This is a genomic window from Mesorhizobium sp. AR07, from assembly GCF_024746815.1.
In the GTDB taxonomy this organism is placed as follows: domain Bacteria; phylum Pseudomonadota; class Alphaproteobacteria; order Rhizobiales; family Rhizobiaceae; genus Mesorhizobium.
Genome location: NZ_CP080528.1, coordinates 821,894 through 837,086, shown reverse-complemented (window position 1 = coordinate 837,086; position 15,193 = coordinate 821,894). Strand labels below are relative to the sequence as shown.

16 protein-coding genes and 1 pseudogene are annotated in these 15,193 nt (G+C 60.0%); 9 read left to right on the top strand and 8 right to left on the bottom strand.

All coding sequences use genetic code 11. The features are described 5' to 3' along the window. The 6 genes from BPNPMPFG_RS40285 to BPNPMPFG_RS40260 form a co-directional block, all read right to left on the bottom strand. Positions 1-1,140, bottom strand: a complete 1,140-nt coding sequence (locus BPNPMPFG_RS40285; protein ID WP_258598519.1) for an 8-amino-7-oxononanoate synthase — start codon at positions 1,138-1,140, stop codon at positions 1-3. Further along, positions 1,137-2,147, bottom strand: a complete 1,011-nt coding sequence (gene bioB, locus BPNPMPFG_RS40280; RefSeq protein WP_413776929.1) for a biotin synthase BioB — start codon at positions 2,145-2,147, stop codon at positions 1,137-1,139. Before bioB ends, BPNPMPFG_RS40285 begins: the two co-directional genes overlap by 4 nt. A gap of 190 nt (positions 2,148-2,337) precedes the next feature. After that, a complete protein-coding gene (nadC, locus tag BPNPMPFG_RS40275; protein ID WP_183465605.1) occupies positions 2,338-3,219 on the bottom strand; it encodes a carboxylating nicotinate-nucleotide diphosphorylase in 882 nt (293 codons plus the stop codon). Position 3,220: 1 nt separating this feature from the next. Beyond that, a complete protein-coding gene (locus tag BPNPMPFG_RS40270) occupies positions 3,221-4,762 on the bottom strand; it encodes an L-aspartate oxidase (RefSeq protein ID WP_258598516.1) in 1,542 nt (513 codons plus the stop codon). Further along, positions 4,759-5,733 (bottom strand): quinolinate synthase NadA, encoded by a 975-nt coding sequence (gene nadA, locus BPNPMPFG_RS40265; protein WP_258598515.1) that lies wholly within the window; start codon positions 5,731-5,733, stop codon positions 4,759-4,761. The genes BPNPMPFG_RS40270 and nadA overlap by 4 nt, the downstream gene beginning before the upstream one ends. A gap of 63 nt (positions 5,734-5,796) precedes the next feature. Then, entirely contained in the window at positions 5,797-6,756 is a 960-nt protein-coding gene (locus tag BPNPMPFG_RS40260) for an NUDIX hydrolase (protein ID WP_258598514.1), read from the bottom strand. Positions 6,757-7,146: 390 nt separating this feature from the next. Here BPNPMPFG_RS40260 and BPNPMPFG_RS40255 point away from each other — a divergent pair, with 390 nt between their 5' ends. The 5 genes from BPNPMPFG_RS40255 (at position 7,147) to BPNPMPFG_RS40235 (ending at position 10,348) form a co-directional block, all read left to right on the top strand. After that, positions 7,147-7,401 carry a pantoate--beta-alanine ligase gene (locus BPNPMPFG_RS40255; protein WP_258598513.1) on the top strand — a complete coding sequence of 85 codons (255 nt, stop codon included), beginning with the start codon at positions 7,147-7,149 and terminating at the stop codon, positions 7,399-7,401. A 244-nt stretch (positions 7,402-7,645) separates the two neighbouring features. Then, the gene (locus BPNPMPFG_RS40250) at positions 7,646-8,998 is read left to right on the top strand and encodes a hypothetical protein (protein WP_258598512.1); all 1,353 of its coding nucleotides are present in this window, start codon (positions 7,646-7,648) and stop codon (positions 8,996-8,998) included. Then, positions 8,995-9,906: a DNA adenine methylase gene (locus BPNPMPFG_RS40245; protein WP_258598511.1), complete on the top strand. Its 912-nt coding sequence runs from the start codon at positions 8,995-8,997 to the stop codon at positions 9,904-9,906. The genes BPNPMPFG_RS40250 and BPNPMPFG_RS40245 overlap by 4 nt, the downstream gene beginning before the upstream one ends. After that, a complete protein-coding gene (locus BPNPMPFG_RS40240; RefSeq protein ID WP_258598509.1) occupies positions 9,906-10,184 on the top strand; it encodes a hypothetical protein in 279 nt (92 codons plus the stop codon). Before BPNPMPFG_RS40245 ends, BPNPMPFG_RS40240 begins: the two co-directional genes overlap by 1 nt. Continuing rightward, positions 10,181-10,348: a hypothetical protein gene (locus BPNPMPFG_RS40235; RefSeq protein WP_258598508.1), complete on the top strand. Its 168-nt coding sequence runs from the start codon at positions 10,181-10,183 to the stop codon at positions 10,346-10,348. The genes BPNPMPFG_RS40240 and BPNPMPFG_RS40235 overlap by 4 nt, the downstream gene beginning before the upstream one ends. Here BPNPMPFG_RS40235 and BPNPMPFG_RS40230 read toward each other — a convergent pair. Then, the gene (locus BPNPMPFG_RS40230) at positions 10,345-11,289 is read right to left on the bottom strand and encodes an IS1595 family transposase (RefSeq protein ID WP_258598506.1); all 945 of its coding nucleotides are present in this window, start codon (positions 11,287-11,289) and stop codon (positions 10,345-10,347) included. The genes BPNPMPFG_RS40235 and BPNPMPFG_RS40230 overlap by 4 nt on opposite strands. A 118-nt stretch (positions 11,290-11,407) precedes the next feature. Between BPNPMPFG_RS40230 and BPNPMPFG_RS43050 the strand changes: the two genes are divergently transcribed. The 4 genes from BPNPMPFG_RS43050 (at position 11,408) to BPNPMPFG_RS43525 (ending at position 14,747) form a co-directional block, all read left to right on the top strand. Continuing rightward, positions 11,408-11,731 (top strand): autoinducer binding domain-containing protein, encoded by a 324-nt coding sequence (locus BPNPMPFG_RS43050; RefSeq protein WP_319946040.1) that lies wholly within the window; start codon positions 11,408-11,410, stop codon positions 11,729-11,731. Positions 11,732-11,793: 62 nt separating this feature from the next. Next, entirely contained in the window at positions 11,794-12,057 is a 264-nt protein-coding gene (locus BPNPMPFG_RS43045) for a helix-turn-helix domain-containing protein (protein WP_319946039.1), read from the top strand. A gap of 482 nt (positions 12,058-12,539) precedes the next feature. Next, positions 12,540-14,411: an acyltransferase family protein gene (locus BPNPMPFG_RS40220; RefSeq protein ID WP_258598505.1), complete on the top strand. Its 1,872-nt coding sequence runs from the start codon at positions 12,540-12,542 to the stop codon at positions 14,409-14,411. 153 nt (positions 14,412-14,564) lie between these two features. Continuing rightward, positions 14,565-14,747 carry a transposase gene (locus BPNPMPFG_RS43525; protein WP_413776971.1) on the top strand — a complete coding sequence of 61 codons (183 nt, stop codon included), beginning with the start codon at positions 14,565-14,567 and terminating at the stop codon, positions 14,745-14,747. Between the two features lie 13 nt (positions 14,748-14,760). Here BPNPMPFG_RS43525 and BPNPMPFG_RS40215 read toward each other — a convergent pair. After that, a pseudogene (locus tag BPNPMPFG_RS40215) lies at positions 14,761-15,181 on the bottom strand (LysR family transcriptional regulator); the annotation flags it as partial. Positions 15,182-15,193 lie beyond the last annotated feature (12 nt).

The following is a 15,193-nucleotide window of genomic DNA, read 5'->3' as shown; positions in this document are numbered from 1 at the left end:
TCATGTTTGGGCCAACACCTCAACGAGCGCGTCGACCATGGCCGAGATGGCAGCTTCGTCGACGTTGAGCGTCAGCGAAATGCGCAGGCGCGATGTGCCCTCTGGCACGGTCGGCGGGCGGATGCCGCGGATGTCGAAGCCGCGGGCCTGCAGTTCCGCCGCCACCACCATGGTGCGCCCGACATCGCCGATGGCAAAGGGCTGGATCTGCGAGCCGCTCGGCTTCACGCCGCAGCGCTCGGCCAATTGACGGCCGGCGAAGGCAACGCGATCCTGCAGCTGAACGCGGCGCATGGGCTCGTCGGACAGCATGGCGAGCGCTTCGCGCACTGCCACCGCCATCAGCGGCGATGGCGCGGTGGCGTAGATGAATGGCCGGCACCGATTGATGAGATAGTCGCACAGCGTTCGCGGTCCGGTGACCAGTGCGCCCGACGCGCCGAGCGCCTTGCCGCATGTGTGGAGCGCGACGATGTTGTCGCGGCCCTTGAATGCGGCGGCCAGCCCCCGGCCATCCGGTCCCCAGACACCGGTGGCATGCGCTTCGTCGACGACAAGGAATGCCTCGTGCCTATCGGCAAGCGCGACAAGACTTTTTAGCGGCGCGCGGTCGCCATCCATGCTGTAGAGGCTTTCGATCGCGATCCAGACGCGTCCCATGCCGCCTTCGGCGCGCCAGCGCGTGATCGCGTCCTCGGCAGCATCGACGTCGTTGTGCGCAACCAGCTTGAACTCGGCGCGTCCTGCCCGCGCCCCCTCATGCATGCTGGCATGGGCGAGTTCGTCGAGGACCAGCAGGTCGCCCTTCTGTGGCAGCGCGGTCAGAAGGGCGAAGTTGGCGATGTAGCCGCTGCCGAAGAACAGCGCGCGTTCGGTGCCGAAGAACGCCGCCGCGTCTGCCTCCAGTTGCTCATGCTCCGGCGCGTTGCCGCGCAACAGCCGCGAGCCGGTTGCGCCAACCGGCGTACCCAGCGCAATGGCAGCCGCAACCGCCTCGCCAAGTCTCCTGGAGGCGGCCAGCCCGAGATAGTCGTTCGACGAGAAGTCGAGCCCGGCGCGTGGCGCAAGTGTGCGCAACCGGTCCCTGCGCGCCAGTCCCTGCAAGGTTGCCTCGTAGCGGGCAAGCGGTGCCCCGTTCATTGCGCCTCGACTGCCATTGGCTCGATGCCAAGGCGCCGGAAGAGCAAAAGATCCTTGTCCTCGCCGGGATTTTCTGCCGTCAGCAGCGTGTCCCCAACGAATATGGAATTGGCGCCGGCGAAAAAGCACAGTGCCTGCATTTCGTCGCTCATCGCCGCCCTGCCGGCGGACAGCCTTATAAAGGACTTGGGCATCATGACGCGAGCGAGCGCAATTGTACGCACGAAGGCGAGCGGGTCGAGGGGGCCGGCCTCGGCAAGCGGTGTGCCCTTGATGGGGATCAGAAGGTTGATCGGCACGCTTTCGGGCGGCTCAGGCAGGTTGGCCAGCGTGACCAGCATGTCGATGCGGTCGGCCTTTTCCTCGCCCATCCCGAAAATGCCACCGCAGCAGACCTTTATGCCAGCCTCGCGCACGTGGCCAAGCGTTTGCAGCCGGTCGGCAAAGGTGTGGGTCGAGACAACCTCTGGATAGTAGCGCTCGGAGGTGTCGATGTTATGGTTATAGTAGTCGAGGCCGGCCGCCTTTAAGCGTTGCGCTTGGCCAAGTTCGAGCATGCCGAGCGTCATGCAGGTCTCCATGCCGAGTGCCTTTATGCCCTGGACCATGGCGATCAGGGCGTTCATGTCACGCTCCTTCGGGTTGCGCCAGGCCGCGCCCATGCAATAGCGGGTGGCGCCGGCGTCACGCGCCTTGGTCGCCTCAGTGATGACCCGCTCGACCTCCATCAGCTTCGTGGCCATCAAGCCGGTCTTGTGATGTGCAGACTGGCTGCAATAACCGCAATCCTCCGGGCATCCGCCGGTCTTGATGCTGAGCAGCCGCGACAGCTGCACCCGGTTGCGATCGAAGTTCTGGCGGTGAACCGTCTGAGCCAGGAAGAGCAGGTCATTGAACGGCATGCCGTGGATCGCCTCCGCCTCCTTGCTGCTCCATCGGGGTAGCGCTACGTCGATGGTGTCCACAACCTGGTTCACATCGGTTTCCGCGTTCATTTCAATCGTCATCTTCAAAAGCCTTTTGTTGCTGGTTGGCGAGCGCGTGCAGGGGTCAATCGACCGGCGGGGCTCGCAGCGCTATGACCGTCGTCAGCGCAATGCGCCTCGAATCTCACGTCGTTGAACGGTAACAGGCTCGCTTCGAGCACCGTTGCGCTGCGTGCAGGTCCGAGCGGTACTGCTCTTCATTTCGTCTCCATCAGTTCAAGCGGGTGCCGATGTTTCCCAGGGCTGGCATGTCCAGGCCGATATCGAGGATCGGCGCGCTGTGGGTCAGCCAGCCCATGGAAATGAGATCGACACCGGTGGCTGCGATTGCGGGAGCCGTTTTCGGTGTCACCCGACCTGAGGCCTCGGTGATCGTGCGGCCGCCGACCGTTGCCACGGCGCGGGCAAGGTCCTCGACTGACATATTGTCCAGCAGCACCGCGTCGACTCCAACTGTAAGCGCGATATCCAGCTGTTCCAGCGTGTCGACCTCAACCTCGATCTTCACCATGTGGCCTGCGGCGGCGCGCGCCCGCTCTATAGCTGTGCGGATGTCACCGGCGATCGCTATGTGGTTGTCCTTGATAAGCACGCCGTCGTCGAGCCCGAAGCGGTGATTGGCGCCGCCGCCGACGCGCACGGCGTATTTCTCCAGCGCGCGCAGGCCGGGAGTCGTCTTTCGAGTGCATACGATCCTCGCCTTGTGGCCACGCACGGACTCCACCATCGCCGCTGTGGCTGTGGCAATGCCGCTCAGGCGACACAGGAAATTGAGCGCTGTGCGCTCGGCTGCGAGCAAACCGCGCGCCGGTCCGCACAGCTTCGCGATGGTTTCGCCCGCCCCGACATCACTGCCGTCAGGACGCCAAATGTGCATGTCGATCGCGGGCTCCACGAGCAGGAAGGCGTACGCGACCAGATCGAGCCCGGCAACGATGCCCGCCTGTCGCGATTTGAGCACCAAGGTGGCAATGCAATCGTGGGGAATCACTGCATCGCTGGTCAGGTCGCCGCATCTGCCAAGGTCTTCGAGAAGGGCACCGCGCACGATCGGTTCGATCAGCGTCGAGGGGAGGGGTGAGAATGAAACCATATCACGTGCTCCGTATCGGCGCCCGGCAACTGAGTGCGGCGGCGGCCTGCATTGCGCTGTTCAGCGTCAGCCGTGACGTACACGCGTCTGCATCGCGCCGAGGGAAATCGGATCGACAGTGCGCGCCGCGGCTCTCTTCTCGCCGTAGGGCTGCAACGGCCAGCATCAGTGAGACCAAAGCCGGGCCGGACTTGGGGCCGTCGTGACCTGCCATCGGCAGCAGGGTCGCCACCGCTTCGCGCATCGTCTGGCCATCGCGGATGATGCCGAGTGCGGCGGAGACGACCGCCCTGATGCCTGAAGCGTCTGGCCGTGGAGGCACCAACGTGGAACATACACGCCGTCGCCGGGTATACGATGCGCCGGCAACGCTTTCAGCAACCCAGCTCGCGGTGACCGCCGCTTCGGTGAGCGAGTTGCTTGCGAGACGATTGGCGCCGTGCAGGCCAGTACAAGCAACCTCGCCGCACGCCCACAATCCCTCGACGGAGCTGCGGCCGGCGGCGTCTACGGCGACGCCGCCCATGTGATAATGTGCCGCTGGGCGCACCGGAATCGGGTCGGTCGCAGGATCTACGCCTGCCTCGCGGCACAAACCGGCAATGCCTGGGAAGCGCTTTTCAAAACTAGGGCCGAGACATCGCCGCGCGTCCAGGAACACGCGGCCCCCGGCAGCAAGCTGATGCCAAACGGCGCGCGCCACCACGTCGCGAGGCGCAAGCTCGCCGCCAGGCGTTTCAGCGAGGAAGCGCTCTCCTCGCTCGTCAATGAGCACCGCGCCTTCGCCGCGCACTGCTTCGCTCACCAGCGGCATCGGCCGACGCGGGGTGTCGAGGGCGGTCGGATGGAACTGCACGAATTCCAGGTCGGCGAGCTCTGCCCCGGCCCAGGCGGCGAGTGCCAGCCCGTGTCCCCATGAGCCAGGCGGGTTTGTCGTGTCGCAAAACAGGCCGCCGATGCCGCCGGTTGCCAGCACCGCGCGGCGCGTGGGCAAAGTGACCGCACCCGCGTACCCGACCGCGACCACGGCGATGACCGACCCGTCTTCCACGATCAGGCGGCGGACCTCCACGTTTTCGAGAATAGTGATCGAGGCTGTCCGGCGCGCTGCGGCGATGAGTGCGCGGACCAGCTCCCAACCCGTGGCGTCGCCCCCGGCATGCACGATCCGCCGTTGCGAATGTGCTGCCTCAAGCCCGAGCCGCAAAGCGCCTTCAGGATAGCGGTCGAAGGCGACGCCGAAGCGCTCAAGGGTCTTGATGGCATTGGTTGCAGCCCGGACCACTCGCCGCACAGTCGCCTCGTCGCAGAGGCCGTCGCCGGCTGCAAGTGTGTCGCAAAGATGAAGTTCGGGGTCGTCGTCGCCGCCGAGACTTGCCGCAAGACCACCCTGAGCGAGCTCGCTGCAGACTCCGGTTCCAAGCGGCGCATTGGACAGAAGCACGACCGGTTCCGGCGCTAGATGAAGCGCCGTCATCAGGCCGGCAATGCCGGCGCCGATGACGACCGGCGCCCCGGCGATGTCGAGGACATCAAGGTTCATATTGAAAGCATGCGCTCGACCGCGCGGCGGGCGGGGCCGGCTATCCCGGGATCGATCCGGATCTCGTACCGGTTCTCCTCGAGCGCGGCGCGAATGTTGGCGAGCGTGATGCGCTTCATGTGTGGGCAAAGATTGCAGGGGCGAACGAACTCGACGTCGGGATGCGCGACCGCGACGTTGTCGCTCATCGAACATTCCGTCATCAACACGACCCGTGCCGGTTTCTCCCGCTCGACATAATCCGACATGGCGGCCGTCGACCCCGAGAAATCCGCCTCTCTGACAACGTCGGGCGGACATTCGGGATGGGCGAGCACGACCACGCCCGCGTGTGCAGCGCGCAGCTCGCGGATATCAGCCGGGGTGAAGCGCTCATGCACCTCGCAATGACCCTTCCAGGCGATGATCTCGACCTTCGTCTGGGCGGCGATGTTCTTCGCAAGAAATTCATCGGGCAGCATGATCACACGCGGCACGCCGAGCGATTCCACTACCGCCTTGGCGTTGCCCGAGGTGCAGCAGATGTCGGATTGGGCCTTCACGGCGGCGGACGTATTGACATAGGTGACAACCGGGACCTCCGGATAGCGCTGTCGCATCAGCTGCACATCTTGTGCCGTGATCGAATCCGCCAGTGAGCAACCGGCGCCCATGTCCGGGATGAGCACAGTCGTGTTCGGATTTAGCAGCTTTGCGGTCTCGGCCATGAAATGCACGCCGGCAACCACGATGATGTCGGCATCCACCGCCATTGCTTTACGGGCCAGTGCGAGGCTGTCGCCGACGACGTCTGCGACGCAATGGAAGATCTCAGGCGTCTGATAATTGTGCGCCAGGATGATGGCGTTGCGCTCCCGCTTCAGCGCGAGGATGGCATCAATGTCGTTTGCAAAGGCCGACCATTCGACTGGCGGGACCACGCGCCGGACGCGCTCGTACAAGGACGCGGCAGTAGGTAACGCCCCAGTCATCAGCGCCTCCGATTATATTCGATCTGATAATAAGGGGATATGTCTACCTTGACTATAAGGTTGTCAAGCCCGCGTCAGCGGCAATTTCGTCCCCGCGACAGCCCTTTCATCGAGGACCCCACGGCGGAAACGATAGAGCTTTGCTGGTCGCCCCCCCGTATCAACGGAAGTCTCGCCAGTTTCCTCGACCAGCTCCTGCTGCTCAACAAGCCTGCGGAAGTTCGGCTTGTTGATGAGCCTGCCAGCTAAGGCTTCCACCGTTCGCTGCAGCTGCAGCAGTGTGAAAGTCGGCTGCATAAGCTCGAAGACGACCGGCCGGTATTTGATTTTGGAGCGCAGCCGCGCAATGCCGGTCGCCACGATGCGGCGATGATCGGCGACCATGGACTCGCTGGGCACCAGGGGAAGCGGGGTCGCGTCCGTTCCGCTTCCGGCCTCCTGAACCAGGCCTGCTTCGTAAAGCAACTCATAGCGTTGAAGCGCGAGTTCCTCGTTCCAATGGCGATCATCGAAGCCGAACGCTATCGCCGACCGCTGACGGCGTTCGCGTCGCGTGGCTGCGTCGCTTGCGCCATCCGCCCACTCGATCAAGCGCGGTCGCACAAAATCCAGCATCACCGGCGGCGTGCCGGAGCGGTGATCCTCCCATGGAAAATATTCGTACCAACTTCGCCAGCCGCACTCGGTCGAGCTCTGTTCCTTGCGGGTCAGTGCGAGATAGCTGATGGAGATGGCGCGCTCGCGCTCGGCGCCGATGCGGTCCCGATCCGCGAACGTGTAGAGTTGCTCGGTGTACCCAAGCGGATGGCCGGTCTGATGCTCGACCCACCCCCTCAGGCCGGATTGCAGCGATCGGTGCTCGAGCGCAAACGGTCCGGAGGGAAGGGTGTTCATCCGGCCGATTGTTAGGACACAGGGTTCACTGTCATTGACGGCGACGACAACGGCGATCAAATCGACTTTGACTTGGCCGGCCTTGATGGCGGCTCTGTCTTTCCTGGTTCCTGTTTTCTTGTGGTCCATGTCCGCGAAGTGGTTGGCCCAGAGCTAGGGGCGCCTTAATCGATTTAGTGTAAGCGTGGAGGTCTGCGCGTCAACACCGCAGATCCGCAAGTCCGCTTTTTTAGCTCTTCGCATTTGCACAAAAATATGCCAAACGCGACACCCGCAGCGGGTAACGCAAGGGAAGGAGGCGCGGGTTGAGCGCAGCTGGCTGTCGATGGTGTGGCGACGGTCGTGGCCAAGCTCTTTCCGCAGACCGGCGCTGACTTCGCGTTTTTGGCGAGAAGGATTTCCAGCAGCTTCAGACTGTCAGACGCATGGTGAGGGAACGCGCAACGTCCGGCTCTCGCCAGCGGAACGCGTCATCGCCCCAAAAGCTGGCATCGGTCCTCTTCGATACGGCCGAGCGGCTTGAGCGCGGCTCTCCGTCAGCCATCGCTTGATGAAGCGCGTGCAACAATTCTGGCCGCCGGCTATCGCGAGGTCGAATACCTGGAACTTCGCGGGGAAACAGATCTGCGAGCTTTGGCAAGCCTTGACCGACCGGCACGGCTGCTTGTCGCGGCTTGGCTGGGCGACACACGGCTCATCGACAATGTGTCAACGTCACCGCCTGGCAATTGGTCAGGTTCGCGGCGTTGTCTTCAAGCAGAAGCAGGAAAGTAATGGGAGCGATGATGGGGACGAGATCCTGCGCGTCGCTTCGATTCGCGATCGTTTAGCCCGAGCCCCGCGCCTGGCATCGAGGTACATCCGCGGAGTTTACGCAAAACCAGATGCATCGGCTATTTGAAAAATTGGCAACTATATACCTGACAACGGAAGGCCGCGCCTGATATAAGCCGGCCGCCCATCTTTACGAGTAGCGGCGCAATTCGTATTGTCCCTTCCGAAAGTGGAGGGGACAAAATTGCCAGATATTCCGTTGAAGATCGAGCACCTCGTGCTCGATAGTGACAATCCGCGCATTACGCATGCTGCCGGGCAGCAAGAAGCCTTGCAGAAGGTAGTCAAAGACCAGAAGATGAAGCTGGTCCGTTTGGCAGAGAGCATAGTGGAGCATGGTCTCAGCCCCATCGAAAAGCTGATGGTCCTTGAAGTGAGCGCAAAGCCAAAACGCTACATTGCCTTGGAGGGCAACCGTCGCGTAGCCGCTCTCAAACTCTTGGCCAATCCGGCGGCGATGACTGGTCTCGATATGCCGGACAGTATGCAACGCTCAATGGAGCGCCTAGCGAGCATCTTCGACAAGAGCAAAATCGAGCCGATCGTCGGCTATGAATCCGGCTCTCGGGAAGAAGGTCGGTACTGGATCGAACTGCGCCACAACGGCGAGGACGATGGGCGCGGCGTCGTTGCCTGGAAGCCGATCGTCGCAGCGAGATTTCGGAAGCGAGAGCCAGCCATACAAGCTTTGGATTTGGTTCTAGAGCATGGTGGCTTCAATGAAGAAGAGACAGAGGCGATCCGTTCGAAGTTTAGCCTGACGACCTTGCGGCGCGTCGTGGAAGATAAAACCGCGCTTGCGCTCTTGGGATTGACCGTTAAGGACAATCAGCTGCGCACCAGCATTCCAGGCGCGGAACTGATGAAGCCCCTGAGGAAGGTCGTCCGAGACATTGCTGCGAAGGCGGTCAATTCGCGCACGTTCAACAAGAGCGAGGATATCGTCAAATACGTCCGGAGTTTCGGGAAATCGGACAGTGCCGACGCCACCAAGAAAGTCGCTGAACGCCCTGTCGAAGGTATTTCAAAGGCTGAGTTCACAGCCAAGACGCCAAAACCAGCAAAACCCCGCCCGAAGCCGGCTGTGGACTGGCCATACGTTGTTCCGAAGGGCTGCTCCCTAAACGTCACCGACAACCGCATCGGCGAAATCTATAAAGAACTTCAAACGTTGAAACTATCCGATGCGCGGAACGCCATTGCTGTGCTGTTGAGGGTTTTTCTGGAGCTGTCTGTCGATCATTTTCTTGAAGACAACGGTGTCGACCTTCACCACCCAGCGGACCCGAAGAGCGGGAAAAAACCGTGGAAGAGTCTCGACAAAAAGCTGGCCGAGACGGTGGACCTTCTGATAAAGGTAGGGGTGCCTAAGGCGCACTTTGCCGCCGTGACCCGCAGCGTCAGTGACAAGAGCAGCCCCATGCACATGGACCTTTTTCATCGATATGTCCACGACAGGTTCCAGACACCAGTCACGACAGACCTAGCCGCTGCTTGGAACAACGCCCAGCCATTGTTCGAAAAGATTTGGCCGTGACCTCATCAGATACCGCCCCGCGCCGGCTCACTCATTTTACGCCGTTGCGCTATCCCGGCGGAAAGGGAAAACTCGCCGCCTACGTCAAGGAGATCATAAGAGCCAACAAGCTTTTCGACGGTGAGTACGTCGAACCCTATGCCGGCGGCGCTGCCATCGCCCTTGAACTGCTCTTTCAAGAGTACGTTGCGCGTATCCATATCAACGACCTGAGCCGTCCGGTCTATTCGTTCTGGAAAAGCGTTCTGAACGATACCGAAGAACTATGTCGGCTGATCAAGGACACTCGGGTTTCGGTCGCGTCGTGGGACCGGCAAAAGCGCATCTTCTCCAACCCCGATGGTCACAGCTACGTTCAACTTGGATTCGCAATGTTCTTTCTAAACCGGACCAACAGGTCTGGCATTTTGAACGCTGGAATCATCGGCGGGCGCGACCAGACAGGACCTTGGAAAATAGACGCGCGCTATAATGCGGATGAACTCGTTTTCAGGATAGAGTCCATCGCGAAAATGCGGACGCGGATCAAACTGACGCAAAGTGACGCGCTGGCGCTGTTGCGCCACGGCTTGCCGAAATGGGACGCGAAAACGCTGGTTTACCTAGATCCCCCCTATTTCGAACAAGGACGCCAGCTCTACTACGACTACTACAAGCCGGACGACCACGCCGCGCTGGCATCGTTCATCAACGCGAACATGCAGGATCGTGCCTGGATAGTGAGCTACGACAACGTAGCCCCTATCAAAAGCCTCTACTCAGGCTTCCGCAGCATCGTCTATAATATCGGCTATTCGGCGCGCGAAGTGCGTATAGGCAAAGAGGTCATGTTCTTTGCGCCGGGCATGACAATCCCAGAGGTAGCCGGCCCTATTCAGCAAGTCGGGATAATCGAGGAGGCGGCTTAATGGCTAGAGCGAAAAAGGCCGCCGGGGTTCGCACGAACTCCGGAAAAAAGCTGAACGAGCAATGGCACATTGGGGCAGCTCACGCGCTCTATCATCGTGACGGAACGTGGTTCAATGTCCTCGACAAATTCCCCGGCGCGCTGTGCGATCCGAATGGATACGTCCTCTTCTCAAGCAAGTCCGAGTATGAAAACGCGCCCGACGTAAACGTTGCCCAGCAGACAAACGTGCCGGGCGGTATCCATCGGCTAAGTAGCTACGTTCGGATGGCAGAATGAAAAAACCTCAACTCGATGCAGCAACCGTCAAGGTCTTGAAGCGGTTGCTGGCCACGCCGCCAAAGCCACATGATGAGATGAAGGTCGGCCGACCAGCTCAAAGCAAAAAGAAGAAGGCGGACCCTAAAGGCCGCGCCTCTTCCTCCAAGCCGCGTGACGCTTAATGAACTGATCGCGACTGGTGATTTCCGTCAGTCGGTCGGTACGTGAGACGCTTGCCCTCAAGGCCTTTGGCTATCAGCGTCGCACGTTCCCCGTCGTTCATCTTGCGGGTGTTGAACTTGAAATCCCATTCAGCGAGGTAGCGCGAAAGATGCGCTTCGCTGATCGAATGGTGTGTACCGAACACCGCCCGCTTCATTAGGCTGAAACGGCATTCCGCAGTATTAATGTGAGCGAAGCCGCCCAGCCTGACATACTCATCGGCCGAATGATTGACCGTGCTGTGTCCGGCAAATTGCTTACCCACCGAACCATACGAGAGCAATTCGTCGGTCATGAGGTGAGACTTGCTATCAACCGCCTTGTTGATGGTCTCGCGAAGCGTATCGGCCTTCACGTTGGCGATGTGGAATGAATAGCTGTTACCGTCGCGATCAACGAGCGCGAGCACGGCGTGCTTCTTGGGCTCTTTCTTCGCAAATGCGCGGTTCTTCGCCTTACCGCCGATGTAAGTTTCGTCGCTTTCGACGACCTTGTTCGCGCCGCCGATAGGGCCGCGCTGATCGGGTGTCATCGCTTCGCGGATACGGTGGCACAGAAACCACGCGGTCTTATAAGTCACGCCAAGCATACGGCTTAGCTGCAACGCGCTCATACCCTTCTTGGACGCACCCATGAGGTGCATCGCGAACAGCCATTTCGACAGGGGGATTTTGCTCCGCTCCATCACAGTCCCGACCGTAACGGTGAATTGGCCGTTGCAAGCCGCACAATAATAGAGACCGGGGCGATGAACTTTGCCTTGGCCCTTTGCGATCTTTTCCCGATCGAGATTTCCACAATGAGGGCAAGAGGGACCATCAGGCCAGCGCACGGCCTCTAGGGCTTCGCGGGCTGCGTCCTCTTCATAAAAGGCTCGGTTCTGGATAGGCGCTTGGGCCATGACTAACTCCTAATGGCCGACTATTGACGATGCGCCCTCCGTTGTCAAGTATATAGTTGCCGAAAAATTCATCGAGCAACTTTCAGCAAGCGTCGATGCTGCGGATCTCCACAAGGCAATGGCCTCGGCCGCCGCCGGCTTGGAATTTCCGCTCTTCGCTTACTTCACTTACCCGCCAGCCTCCAGCGACACGCCGCCAGTGATCTCGAACTATCCTTCTTCCTGGACCTCCAATTATCTGCAACCGCGCCACCACAGCGTCGATCCGGTGACCCTGCGCGGGCTGCGAGGCTGGGATACTTTCGACTGGGGGCTGGATCGAGATCATCGGTATTTGCCAGCCTCGCAGCAAGAAGTTTTGGAAAACGCAGTTCAGTTTGGCATTCGGTGCGGCTTGACCATGTCCATGCATGATCATCGCGGGGCCGCTTTGCTGCGCTGACCTCCGCTTCAGATGAGGCGCGTCCGCCTGTCTTGCGGTCGCTGGAATGCTACGAAAACGCATTGCAGTTGGTAGCGATCAACTTCCACATTCATGTCCGGCGCAGGCTCGCCGGCAATTGCGTGGTGGATGGCGCAAAGACGCGGGAGTTCGAAGCTCTGAGATGGGCGGCGCGCGGCAAGTCGGCGTGGGATATCAGCCAGATCCTCGGCCTCTCGAAACGCACCGTGACCTTCCATCTGGAAAACGCCAAGGCAAAGCTTGGCGTGCGAACCATCAATCAGGCTGTAGCAAGGATGGCCGCTTCTTGTCACGCCAGAACCTGATCGTCTCGTTCGCCTCTATCTGAACCGAGCATCGTCCGCCCCAGTCTCCTTAATTCCGGCAGTGAAGGCGCCCGGGGGGCATGCATCCATCAATTGGATGGGGCGCATAAACAAAATCGATTTGCTCAATAGCGCGAGGAGACGTTAGTCCGCCGTCGACTGAGTTTTGGTGCCGATTTTTGGAACCGACTACGCAGCATCGCAATGGATCCTCATGCTTCGAAATCACGTCAGGACACCTGGCACAGGATGTTTCTTGGTTCGGCGGGTCAATAGCAGAGAACGCCTTAACCCGAATGCCTTCCCCGAAAATGTCATTGTCCCAGCGAAGGAGGCTGGCGTCGATGACATGGTCGAACACGTCCGGAGAGCTTTGCGGGCGAGCAGAAGGGGAGTGGCCGCCAAGGGCTGCGGGTACCGACGCCAGCCCAAACTGTGTGCTGCCGACATTCGCCGTGGCCTGTGAACAGAGGACTAATTTAATGACATACAGGCGTGATATCGATGGCCTTCGGGCCCTTGCGGTGCTGCCGGTCGTACTGTTCCATTTCGGAATCTCGGCAATTCCCGGCGGTTTTACCGGTGTGGACATCTTCTTCGTCATATCTGGCTACCTGATCACCGGAAGCCTTCTGGACGACCTTGAACGCGGCGAGTTTTCGATCGTCAGCTTCTACTGGCGCCGTGCCCGACGCATTCTGCCGGCCCTGATCTTTGTCACGCTCCTCACCTGCATCGCGGCATTGTTCATTCTTCTGCCGTCAGATCTGCATGAATTCAGTCTCAGCGTCATAGCGGCATCGACTTTCTGGTCAAACATCTATTTTTGGAAAACGTCAAATTACTTCTCCATCGATGCCGAGCTCCGACCTCTGTTGCACACGTGGTCGCTTTCCGTCGAGGAGCAATACTATATCTTTGCCCCAATCCTGATGTTCCTGATCTATCGCTATTTTGCGAAGCGCTGGCTGACAGCATTCCTACCGATCATTCTCGGCAGCTTCGTGCTCGCGGTCATGGCGACATGGCTGGCGCCAAGCGCTGGATTCTACCTGCTGCCGACACGAGTCTGGGAACTCATGCTGGGCGCGGTGCTCATGCTGAAACGGCCCCCGCCGTTGAACAATCGATTTCTTATGGAGATGGTGGGGATGGCCGGATTTGGCCTTCTCGCCATCGGGTTCTTCGCGATTTCGGAGAGCGATCCGTTCCCGGGCTACAACGCGCTGTATCCGTGCCTCGGAACGACCCTCCTTATCTATGTCGGCCAAAATAGCCCCTCGACGATTGCTAGCCGCATACTCGAAGTCCGGCCGCTGGTCTTGATCGGCCTCATCTCCTATTCGCTATATCTCGTTCACTGGCCGATCAATGCGTTCGCGCACTATCTTTCGTTACAAAATCTCGACCCGTCGATGACCATTGCGATGACGGTTGCAAGCTTCGCATTGGCTGCATTCTCCTGGAAGTATATCGAACAGCCGTTTCGGCAGAAAAGGTCCTTCACCGCCCCGTTGCCGATCTTCGCCTTTTCAGCGGGCGCGATCGCTCTTGTTTGCGTTGGCGGGGCGGCCGGCGCGCTCGGCAACGGCTTTCCGCAACGGTTCCCGGAGTATGCCCAGCAGCGGATTCCTGCCGGGGACTGGCTCGAGGGGACCTGTTTCAACGAGGGCTCGAGCCGGATCGAAAGCTGGAACATCGAGGACTGCACACGCACTCGCGGCTTCGCTACGACCGTTTTGTTGTGGGGCGACTCCTTCGCCGCCCACTATGTTTCAGGGCTGGAGGCCAACAAAAAGAAAATTCAAGCCAACGTCGTGGAATATACTTACGCAGGCTGTCCACCGATTCTCTCTTACTTCTCGTATGCACGCCCGGATTGCATACGGTTCAATCAGAAGGCCCTGGAGATCATCCGGGACGCAGGCATCAAGACGGTTGTCCTCAGCGGGCGGTGGACCGACTACGAGGCGAGAAGTTTCGACGGTCTCCAGCAAACGATCGATAAGCTTCGTGGCCGGGGTGTGCGCGTATTCGTCATCGGCCAGTCTCCGCAATTCATAACCGACGTTCGGAAAATCGCATTCTTCGCAAAGCGCAGAAATTCGGATGATACATACTGGCCAATGGCCATGGATCCCGACATCAACAATCGTGTGCGCTCATTTACCAAAGGCGCCACCTTTATCGATCCGCTGAAATTCCTCTGTAGCGCAGGACGCTGCCCCTACGCCGACGCAGGCGAGTTTCTCTATTTCGACTACGGTCATTTTTCTTCCGTCGGCGCCATTCTGGCAATTTCGAAATACTGGCCGGTGTTAGCCACAGACAATGCCCTTGCTGTGACGAAGTAAGCCCGCGGGCGGCTGGCAAGACGAGTGCGAGGCGCATTCGCGCGCGTAGCAAAGCTCACACATGTGTTGGGGCAAGTTTGGAGACACTGTCGTCTATTAGGCTTCGTGGACAAAGCTTGACGCTAGACTCGGTCGCTGGTTCAAGGCTGTCTTTTGGAGGCAGCGTTGGGCGCGCGGATTGGGGTATCGGACGAGGAATGGGCACGGATCGGGCCGCTGCTGCCAGCAGAGCGGGGTCGAGGGTGCCGTCCGGCGCAGGATAATCAGCGCTATTTCGAAGGCAGGATGTGGATGGCCCGAACCGGGGCGCAATGGCCTCATCTGCCTGATGCCTGATGAATATGGCAAGTGGAACAGCGTCTTCCGCCGATACCGGCGATGGGTCGCGACGGGGGTGTTCAAGCAAGAACCATTCCTCGATGGAGGGCTTCAGAATACGCCCGAACCTGACCGAGACGTGCCTCATCGACATGTATCTCTCGAACGTAAGCTGCCGGACAGCTGCTTGTGGTGGACAGCCATAATCGAGCACTGGATGTGCAGAGATCGTCGCGAACCGCGGGGGCAAGTGCTGCCGCACGCGGGGTCACAAAACGTTCGCGGCCGCTTGTCGTAAACAGTTCATCGCCGAAATAATCGCGTAGCGGGGGCGACGGCCGCACTCATGGCCGGCTGGCTGAGTTGATGGGGCGGGCCGCCGAGAGGCTGCGCTCCACCAGCAGCGCGTCGAGCACAACGAGGAGATTTAGGTCAATCCCTTTGAAACGCATGTCTTTAGCTAT

Coding starts and splice junctions, on each gene's coding strand:
- nadC (WP_183465605.1), bottom strand. CDS start 3,219: ATGGTTTCATTCTCACCCCTCCCCTCGACGCTGATCGAACCGATCGTG.
- BPNPMPFG_RS40230 (WP_258598506.1), bottom strand. CDS start 11,289: ATGGCCCAAGCGCCTATCCAGAACCGAGCCTTTTATGAAGAGGACGCA.
- BPNPMPFG_RS40285 (WP_258598519.1), bottom strand. CDS start 1,140: ATGAACGGGGCACCGCTTGCCCGCTACGAGGCAACCTTGCAGGGACTG.
- nadA (WP_258598515.1), bottom strand. CDS start 5,733: ATGACTGGGGCGTTACCTACTGCCGCGTCCTTGTACGAGCGCGTCCGG.
- BPNPMPFG_RS40240 (WP_258598509.1), top strand. CDS start 9,906: ATGGCTAGAGCGAAAAAGGCCGCCGGGGTTCGCACGAACTCCGGAAAA.
- BPNPMPFG_RS40235 (WP_258598508.1), top strand. CDS start 10,181: ATGAAAAAACCTCAACTCGATGCAGCAACCGTCAAGGTCTTGAAGCGG.
- BPNPMPFG_RS40220 (WP_258598505.1), top strand. CDS start 12,540: ATGACATACAGGCGTGATATCGATGGCCTTCGGGCCCTTGCGGTGCTG.
- BPNPMPFG_RS40260 (WP_258598514.1), bottom strand. CDS start 6,756: ATGGACCACAAGAAAACAGGAACCAGGAAAGACAGAGCCGCCATCAAG.
- bioB (WP_413776929.1), bottom strand. CDS start 2,147: ATGACGATTGAAATGAACGCGGAAACCGATGTGAACCAGGTTGTGGAC.
- BPNPMPFG_RS43050 (WP_319946040.1), top strand. CDS start 11,408: ATGGCCTCGGCCGCCGCCGGCTTGGAATTTCCGCTCTTCGCTTACTTC.
- BPNPMPFG_RS40270 (WP_258598516.1), bottom strand. CDS start 4,762: ATGAACCTTGATGTCCTCGACATCGCCGGGGCGCCGGTCGTCATCGGC.